A 13,486-nucleotide genomic window follows, 5' to 3' on the forward strand; every position below is an offset into this window, starting at 1 on the left:
TTTAAAGCAAGATGAAAAAATTTGGAACACTATACATTGCCATTCTAGCCTTGGCAATGTTTTCCTGTGATAATGGGCCTAAAAAACGATTTCTTCCTCCTTCTACTGGCGGAATCAATTCTTTGATGGTTGTGATGGACACCGAATTGTGGAAAGGCGGTGTTGGGGACAAAATTAGGGAGCATTTTGCAGCACCGATACGTGGACTTCCGCAAAGCGAACCCAAATTTACAATTACGCAGATTCCTCCCCAGGTATTTAAGGGAGCCACTGCCTATTCTAGGTCTGTGCTTTTTGTGGAGCAGGATACCTTCTCACTAGCGCATATAAAAACCAACGTATATGCCAAGCCTCAAAAAATTGCGGTAATCAAGGGAGAATCCTATAACGACTTTGCCCATAGTATTGACTCATTGGCGGGAATGGCCATTGCTGCATATAAAAAGGTTGAAATTGAAGAGGCCCAAAGACGCTTTACCCGTTCGTTGAACAAGGAAAAAGCCTTTGAAGAAGAGCTTGGAATTAGTTTAAAAGTTCCATCGCTTTATAAACTTGGAAAACGTGAAAAGAATTTTGTGTGGATGGATATTCAAATTCCAAAAGGCACAATGAACATTATGGCGTATTCCATGCCTTGGAATAGTTTTACCAACGACTCCACCTTTGTTTCGGATATTGTAAAAATGAGGGATTCCATAGGAAAGAAATATGTCCCGGGACCGTACGAAGGCACCTTTATGATGACAGAAAAAGCCTTCTCACCGTATATTTATCCTGCACAAGTTGGTGGGAAAAAGGCAGCCGAAGCCAGAGGAGTATGGGAAATTAACGGATACCCAATGGCAGGTCCATTTTTGACCTACATTATAAACGATAAAGAGCACAATAGGAAGTTAATACTGGAAGGGTTCACTTTTGCCCCTTCTGAAGAAAAACGTGATTATATGTTCGAACTGGAAGCCATTTTAAAAACGGTTGAGTTCAAAGAGGGTTCTTAATCTAAGAACTAAGCAAGACAAAAAAGCCCAGTAAAATCTCCCCAGATGTTCTGGGCTTTTTTGTTCTTTAAATGCTTAAAAGGGATTTTTAGTCAAATGCAAATCCGGTTGCAATTCTGTATACGAATGCGTAAAGCACAATAAAGAACATTACAAAACTGAACCAGGCAAAGATTTTAAAATATCTTTCAATTATAAAGTGTCCCAGGTTTCGGAATCCTTCTAAATAAATTTCTTTTACGAGTAATAGTTTTTTCATAAGTCGAGTTTTTAAGATTTAAAGACATGACAAAGATTGGGTCAATTGGCATGGTTTGAAAAACAACCAGATGAAAGACCAAAAATGAATGATAAAAACCCACTAAAAGTTTAAAAACCCACAAGACAAAACTTTTTATCGACGAAATGCACACTGCCGAAAGCATTATATCGAGTGGTACTATCGATGTAATGCAATGATTGGGAATTGGGAACAGAAAAAAAGCCCCGATTCGGGGCTTTTTACTAATTTATTTCGTCACATATCAATTATTATGAACTCTGATCGCCGGTTTTCCTGATGTTTTTCCCTCGGGCATCGTTTGCCATTTCCGCAGTCGTTTAGCAATCGTTCTTCGCCATAGCCAATTGCGCTTTGTATTCGCATTGGGTCAATTCCCTTGGATATGATATAATCTCTTGTAGACTTGGCGCGTTTATCCGAAAGGTATTTATTGTATGCCTTTTTACCTATGGCATCAGTATGGGATTCTATTTTAATGACCATATCTGGATACTCCCGCATTACCTCCACCAATTTATCTAGCTCATTGGCAGCTTGTCTTTTAATGTTGTAGCGGTCAAAGTCAAAATAAATGGTTTCAGTTTCAATCTTTTTGACATTTTTCTCCTCAACAATTATTTCCTCGAGTTTCTTTAATGATTGATCAATACTTACGGTGATATTATTCTTGGTGGAAACTTCTATCTCATTTTCAAAATATCCTTTCTTTACCGTTTTCACAATATACTTGGAAGAGGGTTTCAAGTTTTTGAACACATAAGTCCCTTCCGGTGTAGTTTTAGCTTCTGCGACTATTACTTTATCTCGATTGAATAAGGCTACCGTTGCTTCTGCAATGAGATCTCCAGTAACATCATCTTCAACAGTTCCAGAAATTGCATTCAGGTTTTCAATAATCTTAAAGGAATAGATGTCATCATCTCCTTTTCCACCTTTTCTGTTGGAAGCAAAATATCCTTTTTCCCCATTTTTATCAATAATATAGGAGAAATCGTCCCTATTACTATTTATGGGGTCGCCCATATTGACCGCAATGCCAAAAATATCTCCAGCATAATCGGCCTGGTAAATATCCAGACCACCCATACCCATATTTCTATCAGAAGAAAAATAAAGTGCATTCTCAGTGATGTAAGGAAACATCTCCTTTTTACTGGTGTTTATGGTTCTTCCTAAATTATGCGGCTTTGAGAAACTCCCGTTATCAAGGATATCAACCGTATATATATCAGTGCCACCGTATCCTCCGGGCATATCAGACACAAAATACATTTTTTTGCCATCAGGACTTATTGAAGGGTGTCCATTGGAATAGTTTTCACTGTTAAAGGGAAGGGAAACGGCCTCTGTCCATTCTCCATCCACATATTTTGAACGGTATATTTTGAGGTGATTTACCCCGTTTTTGCCCCGTTTTAGCTTTTTTCCGTAGTTATTCCGCGTAAAATAAATGGTTTTTTGGTCTGGTGAAAAGGCAACGGATGCCTCATGGTATTTTGTGTTTATCTTTTTAGAAAACTTTTTGGAACCACTTAGGTCTTCCCCCTCTTCATCACTTTTGGCCACATATAAATCCAAAAATGGTTGATTGTTCCACCGGTAACGCCTTGTAGTTAGAAAAGATGAATCCAAGGCTGATGCATAAACGACCTCGGAATCATTGTGAAACATAGGAGAAAAATCTGAATACTTGGAATTTATGGCCAAGTTTTTGATTTTTATTTGTGCCGGACTTTTAAAGGTAACTGGCCCGTCATCAATATCCTGATAGGGTTCGTTTCTCTTTTGGCGAAACATTTTAGTGAGTTTGGCCGCTCGACGATACCGCCCTGTCCCTTTTAGGGTATGAGTGTATTTAAAAAAGCGATCAGCTGAAATTTCATCGGTGAATAATTCATATAGCTCGTGGTACCATTTGAATGATTTTTCAAGATTTCCACTGTAGTAGTGTGAATCACCGGCTTTAGAAAGAAGTTTGAAGGTATGTTTGGCACTACTTTTTTCTAACACCACATCATAAACCCTTGCTGCCTCGGCAAACCACATCTTGTCATAATATTCGTCTGCTGTCCTGATGAGTTTCTCGGTAACACCCTTTTTCTTCATGAACCTTGCAAGTGCACGGTTGCTTAACCCATCCAACTGCCTTACAAGGGGAGCCTGCATAGGTGTGCTACTATCCTCAAAAGCAACCTCAGTCGAATACAGCTCTGCATCTTCGAACTGCGAAAGAGATAACTCTTGGGATTTTAGCCCAAAAGAACCTAAAAGAATTAGGGTTAGAATGAGGTTTTTCATATTCTTTCCATCACACCAAAAAACGTTGGTGGTTGACAATCTCAACAAACGCCATAAAAAATGGCATAAGTCTCAACTGCTAAAATAGAATATGGGGATACTGTGAATAACTTTTTGTTGTGAAAGGGGAAATTTTCGGCATGTAAGCCTAAAAAATGTGGTTTTTTATCGATGAACCCTTTAAATACGGGACATTGATTGCGTAAGAAAAACCTTTATAAATAAATGGAATTAGGAATCAGACTCCTTGCCACTTTCCAGTTTTTCGTCTTCTTTGGAAGCATCTTTAAATTCTTTGATGCCACTGCCCAAGCCTCTCATAAGCTCAGGAATCTTTTTGCCTCCAAATAGCAAAAGAACCACCAAAACAATAAGGACAATTTGCCAAGGACCCAGCATACCAAGAAAAATAGTTTGAGCAATCATAACATCTAAACCTTTAAATGAGGGATAAAATTACTAAAAAGAACTGTAAGCCCCCTTATCATTAACTAAAATTAGTAATTATTGGCTATACTTAGAGAGGAAAAGTGTATTCAAAGCTTTTTAAAATGCTTAACAACTAAAATAAAAATCAAGGGTTATCTTTGTCCAATATGGCACGGGACAAGAAAAAGAGAAAAGAGATAAAACGCAAGCTGCTGCATAAGTATCGGCTTGTGATATTAAATGAAAGCACTTTTGAGGAAAAGATATCCTTCAAATTGAGCAGATTAAACGTTTTTGTGACCGGAACACTTTTTATCATCGTTCTTATTGGCCTTACTACCTTAATAATTGCATTTACTCCCTTAAGGGAGTATATCCCAGGCTATTCTTCAACAAGATTGAAGAGGCAGGCGACCGAATTGACCTATAAAACGGACTCCTTGGTTACCGTTCTAAACTATACCAATCGGTATTTAGACAATGTAAGGCTTGTTTTACGGGGAGATATAGAGAATAATGAGGTAAATCGCGATTCACTCTTTGAAAAATACAAACTTGACCCTTCAAGCGTTGATCTGACACCCATTCGTCAGGATTTGTTACTAAGAGAAGAGGTTGAATTGGAGGATAAGTACAATTTGTTCGAAAGGGATGTTGAAAATGTTGGGACTTTGTTGTTTTCTCCGGTTAGTGGCACATTATCACAACGATACGACCCGGAAAACAAACATTATGCAGTAGACGTGGTCGCTCCTAAAGATACTCCTGTGAAATCTATTGGTGATGGAACTGTACTTTTTTCTGAATGGACCGCTGAAACGGGATATGTCATCATTATAGAACACCGGGACAACAACTTAACTTCGGTGTATAAACACAACGGTTCATTAAGTAAAGTGCAAGGAGATTTAGTAAAAGCTGGAGAAATTATTGCCTCTATAGGAAATACTGGAGAGCTTACGACAGGGCCACACTTACATTTCGAACTTTGGAGAAAGGGCAAACCAGTGAATCCATTAAATTATATCGACTTCAATTAAATGTCTTTAAAAGCATTTGGGGCAAAGCTTTTTGCCAAATATATTTCTAAGCAAACAATGGAATGGGCTAATAATCCTGTTAGAACCCAGGAAAAAACATTTCAAAAGCTTATTGATTCCGCAAAAGAAACTCAATTTGGAAGAGACCATAACTTCCATTGGATTAATAACCATAGTGATTTTTGCAAAAACGTTCCTATTAGAGATTACGAAGAACTCAAGGGTTATGTTCAACAGATAATCGATGGGAAAAATGATGTTCTTTGGCCAAATAAGCCAATTTATTTTGCAAAAACTTCTGGTACAACTTCTGGGGCAAAGTATATCCCTATTACAAAAGAATCTATCAAGCATCAAATAGATGCCTCTAGAAATGCAATATTATCCTACATTCACGAGACTGGAAATACGGATTTTGTAGATGGAAAGATGATCTTTTTACAAGGTAGCCCAATTCTTGAAGAAAAAAACGGAATCAAATTAGGGAGGCTTTCAGGAATCTCAGCGCATTATATACCGGCTTATTTACAAAAAAACAGACTACCTAGTTGGGAGACTAATTGCATAGAGGACTGGGAAACCAAAGTGGACAAGGTCATTGAGGAAACAGAGGACCAAAATATGACGGTGATTGCTGGCATACCATCTTGGGTTCAAATGTATTTTGAAAAACTCAATTCCAAGACTGAGAAGAAGGTTGGAGACCTCTTTAAGAATTTTCAGCTTTTTATTTATGGAGGAGTTAATTATGAACCTTATCGAGCAAAATTTGAAAATCTAATAGGCCGCAGGGTAGATAGTATTGAGCTTTTCCCTGCAAGTGAAGGCTTTTTCGCGTATCAAGACTCTCAAAAAGAAGAGGGAATGCTTTTATTGTTGAATTCTGGAATTTTCTACGAATTCATTAAAGCTGATGAGTTTTTCTCGGAAAACCCAAAACGGCATACGATAGGAGATGTTGAGCTTGGAGTGGATTATGCGATGATTATCTCAAGCGATGCGGGCTTGTGGGCCTATAACATAGGAGATACCATTCGGTTTGTTTCTTTAAAACCTTATAGAGTGATTGTTTCGGGAAGGATAAAACATTTTATATCTGCTTTTGGAGAGCATGTTATTGCCAAAGAAGTGGAAGAGGCGATAAAAACCGCAATTGAAAACACAGATGCTTTGGTAAATGAATTTACAGTGGCGCCTCAAACTTCCCCACAGAACCGAGAATTACCATATCACGAGTGGTTTATTGAATTTGAAAAGCCCCCAACCGATTTACCGGAATTCTCAAACTTAATTGAAGAGAGTATGAAGAAACAGAATAGTTACTATTTTGATTTGATAGAGGGAAACATATTGCAACCTCTTAAAATTACTAAAATCCATGCGGGAGGATTCCAAGATTATATGAAGACCATTGGTAAATTAGGGGGACAAAATAAGGTTCAAAGACTATCTAATGATAGAAAGGTTGCAGACGGCCTTACACCATTTCAACTTTAGTTAATAAACAACAGTGCTACTTTAGTAGGAATTCATGTATTTTTGCCAGAACTATTTATGGCAACCAAAGTAAAACAGACTACACGAGCACAAGAATCCACTAACGCCATAGAGCGCATGTACATTACGATGAGGCATCTGCTCAATCGTGGATTTTATAAGCCATCAGGGGTTTCAGGAAACGCATTACGAAACGCATTACTATTACTTAGACCTGAAATTTATGGCTCAATTGCAGAGGATAGGGCTGAACTCAATGGACTTATTTATGTTTTGGAAAGACTTCCGCAGGGCATAGAAGAATGTAGGTTTATCAACCTTACTTCAGATGAAGGTTTTTCCAAGTCACACTTAAAGGCAATAGTTCCACCAAAGCGACGAAGGAATTGTTATCGCATCGATGACGAGCAAATGAATATTGAGATAACAAGAGGACGAAGCGACATCTATGATATTCTTACCCACCTTACCTTTTTGTTCATCGAATCAGGAAAAATCAGCAAAAGGGTTTTGGTAGAGGATGGAACCGCTACCATACGTGATTGGGATAAATTAGCCGCTTTTGTCCAAAGTGAGGAAAAGAACGATGCAGAAAGGGAAATTGCGATGATTCATACGGCCAACATCCTTGGGCGAACTTTTGACGAAGTAGTTGAGCTTCACAACAAACTTAAAGAACCACAATACCCAGACCGATTTTTGGATGTGGTGTTTTGGTTGGGAAAATTGGCAATTGAGGAAGAGACAACCGGGAACAAACGTACAATTACCTTTAGTCCTCTGCTCAGAGAAAGATTAGGTCATCATATTCATGGGGAGCGATGGGCAAACTTGATTAAAGAGACCCTTAGAAAGAATAATTTATTGCACAGACCGATTCATATCATAAGCGCTAATATGCACAGTGTTATGAATTCACTTTTTGCTCAAAATGCACTTTCTAAAGAATTCCCAGCTACGAAATCTCTTGACATCTATGAAGCATTAAGTTCTTCAGGAAACAAGGACTTGAGAAAAAAGGTTATGGAAATTGGTTCAAAGAATGGTATGATTTTCATTGATGATACTTCTGGAGCCAATATTGATGTACAAATATTTGATTCCGCCAAATTTGGGAAGGACACCTGTTGCTATTCCCTTCCAGAAGGAATGCCGAATGATGAAAAACCTGTTATTTTCGTAATGGATTATGCCTTTGGGGAGCAGGCCTATGAAACCATAGACGAGCTGCTGAAACCAATTGAAGAAGGCGACCAAAAACAATTTCTGAACGTAGATTCCATATCCATAATGGGCAAAGCAGGTATTTTGGAAGGTGGAAAAGGCGATTTAATGATTCCTTCCGCACATATTTTTGAGGGAACAGCCGATAATTACCCATTTAAAAACGAACTTTGCGATGCAGATTTTGAAGGGTACGGATTAAAAGTCTTGGAAGGAACTATGGTTACCGTTTTGGGAACCTCATTGCAGAACAAAGATATTTTAAAGTTTTTCTATGAATCCACATGGAGTGTTATCGGACTGGAAATGGAAGGGGTTCATTACCAAAAAGCGATACAATCAGCCTCCAAGATTCGTAAAAGCATCAAGAAGGATGTGAAAGTTAGGTACGCCTATTATGCCTCGGATAACCCACTAGAAACTGGAAGTACATTAGCCTCTGGGGGTTTGGGTACAACAGGCGTAAAACCAACATATTTGATAACGGATAGGATTTTAAAACAAATTTTCAACGGATAGATATGGCAGAGCAATCATCAAACCAGAACAATTCAGAGGAGATTGATTTAGGACAATTGTTCCAGGTCATCGGCAGGGGCTTTCAAAAGTTCTTCAATTTTATAGGAAGCATTTTTAAGGGATTGTTTCACCTTTTGATACTATTCCTTGTCTTTATCCAAAAACACTTTATTCTTCTTACTGTTGCCGTGGTTGTTGGAGGAGTTGGAGGATACTTTTTGGATAATTATTTGCCAGAAAAATATGTTTCTAAAATGGTGGTTGAACCGAATTTCAATAGTGTTCAACAACTATATAACAATATTGACTTTTATAATGATTTAGCCAAGGCTGAGGATTCGATAACTTTAGCCTCTTCTTTAGACATCACTACAAATGAAGCGGTAAGCATAAAAAAGATTTTTGTGGACTCCTATTCCGATGAAAATCAGAAAATAAAACTGTTCGATAATTTTATCAGTGAACTGGATACTACAACTATTAAGACCATTGACTTTGAAAACTATCTCAAGAATTTTAATTCTTTGGATGCGAGATTTCATCAAATATCAATAATAAGTACTGATAATAAGGTGGCAAAAAAAACGCAGTCTGCTATTATAAGCTCCATCTCTGTCAATGATTATTTTAAACTACAAAAGAGAATCAATGATGAAAATTTAATGCTCCAAGATTCGATTTACATGCAGCAACTTATAGAAATAGATTCGCTTCAAAGCTTATATAAAAGAGTTTTGGAGAAGGAGGCGGAAAAACCCATGCAAGGAACTAATATAAATTTAGCTGAGAATGGAGAATCTCAAAATAAGGAATTGGCTTTGGTTAAGGAAAGGGAAGTTATCAAGGAAAAGTTGGTGGAACTTAACGAAAATCGGGCCAACAAGTCGGAAATCTTGAATATAATTAGTGATTTTCCAGCGAGGGGAGTAGAAATGAAGGGCTTCTGGAACAGATATCTTTTTGTATTTCCCCTGGTTTTGTTGCTGATCGTCACTGGAGTACTAGTGGTAGTTCAAATAAATAAATATCTCCGAAATTACAAGTACTGACAAACTTGCCTAAAACTTAAAAACAACAAAAACGAACCGTTAAACGTATTTGTTTGTCGACTAGGACAATAACTGTCCATATTTGCTTTTATTTAGTTTGGTAGAGTTACCTTCTGATGACAGAATAATCATAGTTTTACAAAAATTTTAGTAATTGGAAACCAACCTTGAAATCTCAGAACTACTTAAGATTGCAATAGAAGCAGCTATAGATGCTGGCAAAGCCATTTTGGAAGTATATGAAAATACTGATTTCCAAGTATTGGAAAAAGGAGACAAGTCTCCGCTCACTGAGGCCGACCTCTACTCTAATAAAGTAATCAATGAGTATTTACTACCGACCGATATTCCCATAATTTCAGAAGAAAACAAGCAACTTGGATTTGAAGTTCGAAAGCAATGGGCTACCTGTTGGATGGTTGACCCATTGGACGGAACCAAAGAGTTCATCAAAAGAAACGGTGAATTTACGGTTAACATTGCCCTAATTAAAGAAGGATCCCCAGTTATGGGGGTCATTTATGTTCCTGTAACTAGGGAATTGTATTTTGCAAATATAGAGGGCAATAAAGCATACAAATTTGAATTAGATAAAGACCATAGTGTTCCAGAATTTTCATTGACAATGAGAGACCAAATAATTCCGGGAACAACTACTCCAGGCAAGATTAGGGTAGTTGGCAGCAGATCTCATATGAATGCAGATACCGAGAACTTCATAGCTGACCTTAAAAATCGATATGAAGAAGTGGAAATAGTTTCTAAAGGGAGTTCCCTGAAGTTTTGTTTGGTTGCCGAGGGCAAAGCGGATGTATACCCTAGGTTTGCCCCAACTATGGAATGGGATACCGCAGCAGGTCATGCCATATGTAATGCAGTCGGCCTAAAAGTTATATCCAAGGAGACCAATCTGGAGCTTCAGTATAACAAGGAAAACTTGTTGAACAGTTATTTTCTTATACAAGGCTAATGCGAAAGGTATCCTACAAAAGACACTTGGCCAAAACCATTACTTGGCGACTGGTAGGAACCTTGGACACTATTCTAATTTCATGGTTAATTACCGGAAATCCATTTACGGGATTAAAAATTGGATTGGCGGAGATGATCACCAAAATGGTTTTGTACTATCTTCATGAAAGGATGTGGCTATCCGTGGATGTCGCCAGTAGTCAAAAAAGGCACTTAATAAAAACTGTGACATGGCGGGTTATTGGAACCTTGGACACGATTTTACTTTCTTGGGTTATTTCAGGAAACCCTTTGACCGGACTGAAAATCGGTTTTGCAGAAGTAGTTACAAAGATGGTTTTATACTATTTGCACGAAAGAGCATGGTATCGTATAAACTATGGCCTCGATATTAGAAAAAGAGCTAAAAAATGGAAAAGAACATAATAACACATAACTATAAGATTAATAGAAAGGAAAGAAGAGCTTTGAATAAGCACAATTCTTTTCTAATTTTCTTTACCGGCTTATCTGGTTCGGGAAAATCGACAATTGCTAACGCTTTAGAACAAAAATTATACAACTCTGGCATAAAAACATATGTATTGGATGGTGATAATATCCGAAGAGGGATTAATTTTGACCTGACCTTTAGTCCAGAAGATCGTTCCGAAAACAATAGAAGGATTGGTGAGATTTCCAAATTATTCATTGACGCCGGAATAGTGGTTTTGGCGGCATTCGTTGCTCCCTATAAAAAAGATAGGGAATTTATTAAGAAAACTGTCGAAGGGGAAAATTATGTAGAGGTGTTTGTGAACACCAGTCTTGGAGAATGTGAGAAAAGGGATGTGAAAGGACTGTATAAAAAGGCCAGAGCAGGGAAAATTACAAATATGACTGGGATTTCGGCACCGTACGAAGCTCCCAATGACCCTGACGTTGAAGTATCGGAAAAAAACACTGTTGAAGAAATTATTGAAATCATTTATAAAGCGATTCAGAAAAAATTAGAACTTCAGGAAAATGAGTAAATATTATTTGAACTATTTGGATGAATTGGAGTCCGAGGCCATATATATACTTCGGGAAGTATGGGCGCAATTCCAAAACCCTGTGATTTTGTTTTCAGGAGGTAAAGATTCCATAGTAGTAACGCATTTGGCAAAAAAGGCATTCTTCCCAAGCAAAATCCCCTTTGCATTGATGCATGTGGATACCGGACACAATTTTCCTGAGACGATAAAATTTAGGGATGATCTCATCACTTCCCTTGGAGTTAGGTTAATAGTTGGGTCCGTTCAAGAATCCATTGACACCGGAAGGGTCGCCGAGGAAAAAGGAAAGAACGCTACTAGAAACGCTCTTCAGATTACAACTCTTTTAGATGCCATTGAAGGCAACAAAGTGGATTGTGCTATTGGAGGTGGCCGCAGGGATGAAGAAAAGGCAAGGGCCAAAGAACGCTTCTTTTCGCATCGGGATGATTTTGGTCAATGGGACCCAAAAAACCAAAGGCCAGAATTATGGAACCTTTTCAACGGAAAACATTTTGAGGGAGAACACTTCAGGGCATTTCCCATTAGCAATTGGACAGAAATGGATGTTTGGAACTATATCAAACGGGAAAACATAGAAATCCCATCGCTTTATTTTGCACATGAACGTGAGGTGGTATGGAGAAATAGTTCTTGGATTCCGAATTCCGAATTCCTACAATTGGATGGGAGCGAGAAAATCGAAACCAAGAAAATTCGATTTAGAACACTTGGAGACATCACTATAACTGGCGGAATAGAATCCGATGCCGATACCGTGGAAAAAATTGCCCAAGAAGTAGCGGCCATGCGCCAGACCGAAAGAGGGAACAGAAGTGACGACAAGCGTTCTGAAACAGCTATGGAAGACAGAAAGAAACAAGGATATTTTTAAGCACAAAGATGTTAGACAACAATCAGTTATTGCGTTTTACGACCGCCGGAAGTGTAGATGATGGAAAGAGCACTCTTATCGGGCGCCTCTTATATGATTCCAAATCCATTTTTGAAGATCAATTGGAAGCCATTGAAAACACCAGTAAGCAAAAAGGCCACGAAGGGGTGGACTTGGCACTTTTTACAGATGGCCTAAGGGATGAACGTGAGCAAGGAATTACTATAGATGTAGCATATCGCTACTTTACCACACCCAAAAGGAAGTTTATCATTGCCGATACTCCTGGTCATATCCAATATACCCGAAACATGGTTACCGGTGCCTCCACCGCTAATGCAGCTATCATTTTGGTGGATGCAAGGCACGGTGTAATCGAGCAAACTAAAAGACATGCATTTATTGCTTCATTGCTACAAATCCCACACATTATAGTTTGTGTCAACAAAATGGATTTGGTCGATTTTAAAGAGGAAGCTTATAATAAGGTTATAACTCAGTTTGAGGAGTTTTCCTCTAAATTATTGGTGAAAGATGTTCGCTTTATTCCAATCAGTGCATTGCTAGGAGATAATGTGGTAAACCGCTCTGAGAATATGCATTGGTACCAAGGAGCTCCTATGCTTCATACGTTGGAGACCATGCACATCAGCAGTGACATTAATAAAGTGGATGCAAGGTTCCCGGTTCAAACTGTATTGCGCCCGCAAAGTGAGCAATATCGTGACTATCGTGGGTATGCAGGGCGTGTTGCCAGCGGAGTGTTTCGGAAAGGGGATGAGGTAACCGTTTTACCTTCAGGATTTACGTCAAAAATAAAATCCATTGACGTTAATGAGGAGGAATTGGATGAAGCTTTTGCGCCCATGTCCGTTTCCATCACACTGGAAGATGAGATTGATATAAGTCGTGGAGATATGATTGCACGATCAAACAATAAACCTGAACCTAGACAAGATGTTGAGGCGATGCTCTGTTGGTTGCACAATGACCCTGCCAAACCAAGGGCAAAATATACCATCAGACACACATCCAACGAGCAAAAGGCTATGATCAAAGAAGTAATCTATAAAATTGACATCAATACGTTGAATCGTAAGCCTGAAGATATACAACTGGGAATGAATGATATTTGCAAGGTAAAAATAAGGACTACCAAGCCATTATTGGTTGATGCTTATAGGGAGAACCGAACCACTGGAAGTTTTATATTGGTAGACGAGAGCACTAATGAAACGGTGGCTGCGGGAATGGTGGTTTAGATTT

Annotated in this window: 13 protein-coding genes; 10 read left to right on the top strand and 3 right to left on the bottom strand. The window is 38.4% G+C overall.

Translation table 11 applies throughout. From position 1 onward, the window contains the following. Positions 1–11 precede the first annotated feature (11 nt). Positions 12–998: a DUF4837 family protein gene (locus tag ACOKFG_RS03105; RefSeq protein ID WP_422861843.1), complete on the top strand. Its 987-nt coding sequence runs from the start codon at positions 12–14 to the stop codon at positions 996–998. 88 nt (positions 999–1,086) lie between these two features. On the opposite strand, the gene ACOKFG_RS03110 is transcribed toward ACOKFG_RS03105, so the two are convergent. From ACOKFG_RS03110 to tatA, 3 genes are all read right to left on the bottom strand, one after another. Then, entirely contained in the window at positions 1,087–1,257 is a 171-nt protein-coding gene (locus ACOKFG_RS03110; protein WP_298792815.1) for a DUF6747 family protein, read from the bottom strand. 258 nt (positions 1,258–1,515) lie between these two features. Then, a complete protein-coding gene (locus ACOKFG_RS03115) occupies positions 1,516–3,579 on the bottom strand; it encodes an OmpA family protein (RefSeq protein WP_422861844.1) in 2,064 nt (687 codons plus the stop codon). Between the two features lie 231 nt (positions 3,580–3,810). Beyond that, positions 3,811–4,005: a twin-arginine translocase TatA/TatE family subunit gene (gene tatA, locus ACOKFG_RS03120; protein ID WP_163420762.1), complete on the bottom strand. Its 195-nt coding sequence runs from the start codon at positions 4,003–4,005 to the stop codon at positions 3,811–3,813. A gap of 170 nt (positions 4,006–4,175) precedes the next feature. Here tatA and ACOKFG_RS03125 point away from each other — a divergent pair, with 170 nt between their 5' ends. The 9 genes from ACOKFG_RS03125 to ACOKFG_RS03165 all read left to right on the top strand — a co-directional run bounded on the left by ACOKFG_RS03125 (position 4,176) and on the right by ACOKFG_RS03165 (position 13,482). After that, positions 4,176–5,048, top strand: coding sequence for a M23 family metallopeptidase (locus ACOKFG_RS03125; protein ID WP_298792824.1), 873 nt, complete (start codon positions 4,176–4,178; stop codon positions 5,046–5,048). After that, positions 5,049–6,545, top strand: coding sequence for a GH3 auxin-responsive promoter family protein (locus ACOKFG_RS03130; RefSeq protein WP_298792825.1), 1,497 nt, complete (start codon positions 5,049–5,051; stop codon positions 6,543–6,545). It abuts the gene before it with no gap. A gap of 57 nt (positions 6,546–6,602) precedes the next feature. Continuing rightward, positions 6,603–8,288: a DUF6909 family protein gene (locus ACOKFG_RS03135; RefSeq protein WP_298792827.1), complete on the top strand. Its 1,686-nt coding sequence runs from the start codon at positions 6,603–6,605 to the stop codon at positions 8,286–8,288. 2 nt (positions 8,289–8,290) lie between these two features. Beyond that, complete coding sequence (locus ACOKFG_RS03140) at positions 8,291–9,337, top strand: hypothetical protein (RefSeq protein ID WP_298792829.1); 1,047 nt, start codon at positions 8,291–8,293, stop codon at positions 9,335–9,337. A 154-nt stretch (positions 9,338–9,491) separates the two neighbouring features. Next, positions 9,492–10,307 carry a 3'(2'),5'-bisphosphate nucleotidase CysQ gene (gene cysQ / locus ACOKFG_RS03145; protein ID WP_298792831.1) on the top strand — a complete coding sequence of 272 codons (816 nt, stop codon included), beginning with the start codon at positions 9,492–9,494 and terminating at the stop codon, positions 10,305–10,307. Then, complete coding sequence (locus ACOKFG_RS03150) at positions 10,307–10,735, top strand: DUF2061 domain-containing protein (protein WP_298792833.1); 429 nt, start codon at positions 10,307–10,309, stop codon at positions 10,733–10,735. The genes cysQ and ACOKFG_RS03150 overlap by 1 nt, the downstream gene beginning before the upstream one ends. Beyond that, a complete protein-coding gene (cysC, locus tag ACOKFG_RS03155) occupies positions 10,720–11,322 on the top strand; it encodes an adenylyl-sulfate kinase (protein ID WP_298792835.1) in 603 nt (200 codons plus the stop codon). Before ACOKFG_RS03150 ends, cysC begins: the two co-directional genes overlap by 16 nt. Next, positions 11,315–12,220 carry a sulfate adenylyltransferase subunit CysD gene (cysD, locus tag ACOKFG_RS03160; RefSeq protein ID WP_298792837.1) on the top strand — a complete coding sequence of 302 codons (906 nt, stop codon included), beginning with the start codon at positions 11,315–11,317 and terminating at the stop codon, positions 12,218–12,220. Before cysC ends, cysD begins: the two co-directional genes overlap by 8 nt. Before the next feature lie 8 nt (positions 12,221–12,228). After that, positions 12,229–13,482 (top strand): GTP-binding protein, encoded by a 1,254-nt coding sequence (locus tag ACOKFG_RS03165; protein ID WP_298792839.1) that lies wholly within the window; start codon positions 12,229–12,231, stop codon positions 13,480–13,482. Positions 13,483–13,486: the final 4 nt, after the last annotated feature.

The organism is Flagellimonas rhodophyticola, assembly GCF_049332665.1.
Classification (GTDB): domain Bacteria; phylum Bacteroidota; class Bacteroidia; order Flavobacteriales; family Flavobacteriaceae; genus Flagellimonas.

Excerpts from the sequence above, each read along its gene's own strand:
- ACOKFG_RS03105 (WP_422861843.1), top strand. The coding sequence starts at position 12 with ATGAAAAAATTTGGAACACTATACATTGCCATTCTAGCCTTGGCAATG.
- ACOKFG_RS03110 (WP_298792815.1), bottom strand. The coding sequence starts at position 1,257 with ATGAAAAAACTATTACTCGTAAAAGAAATTTATTTAGAAGGATTCCGA.
- ACOKFG_RS03115 (WP_422861844.1), bottom strand. The coding sequence starts at position 3,579 with ATGAAAAACCTCATTCTAACCCTAATTCTTTTAGGTTCTTTTGGGCTA.
- tatA (WP_163420762.1), bottom strand. The coding sequence starts at position 4,005 with ATGATTGCTCAAACTATTTTTCTTGGTATGCTGGGTCCTTGGCAAATT.
- ACOKFG_RS03125 (WP_298792824.1), top strand. The coding sequence starts at position 4,176 with ATGGCACGGGACAAGAAAAAGAGAAAAGAGATAAAACGCAAGCTGCTG.
- ACOKFG_RS03130 (WP_298792825.1), top strand. The coding sequence starts at position 5,049 with ATGTCTTTAAAAGCATTTGGGGCAAAGCTTTTTGCCAAATATATTTCT.
- ACOKFG_RS03135 (WP_298792827.1), top strand. The coding sequence starts at position 6,603 with ATGGCAACCAAAGTAAAACAGACTACACGAGCACAAGAATCCACTAAC.
- ACOKFG_RS03140 (WP_298792829.1), top strand. The coding sequence starts at position 8,291 with ATGGCAGAGCAATCATCAAACCAGAACAATTCAGAGGAGATTGATTTA.
- ACOKFG_RS03150 (WP_298792833.1), top strand. The coding sequence starts at position 10,307 with ATGCGAAAGGTATCCTACAAAAGACACTTGGCCAAAACCATTACTTGG.
- cysC (WP_298792835.1), top strand. The coding sequence starts at position 10,720 with ATGGAAAAGAACATAATAACACATAACTATAAGATTAATAGAAAGGAA.
- cysD (WP_298792837.1), top strand. The coding sequence starts at position 11,315 with ATGAGTAAATATTATTTGAACTATTTGGATGAATTGGAGTCCGAGGCC.
- ACOKFG_RS03165 (WP_298792839.1), top strand. The coding sequence starts at position 12,229 with ATGTTAGACAACAATCAGTTATTGCGTTTTACGACCGCCGGAAGTGTA.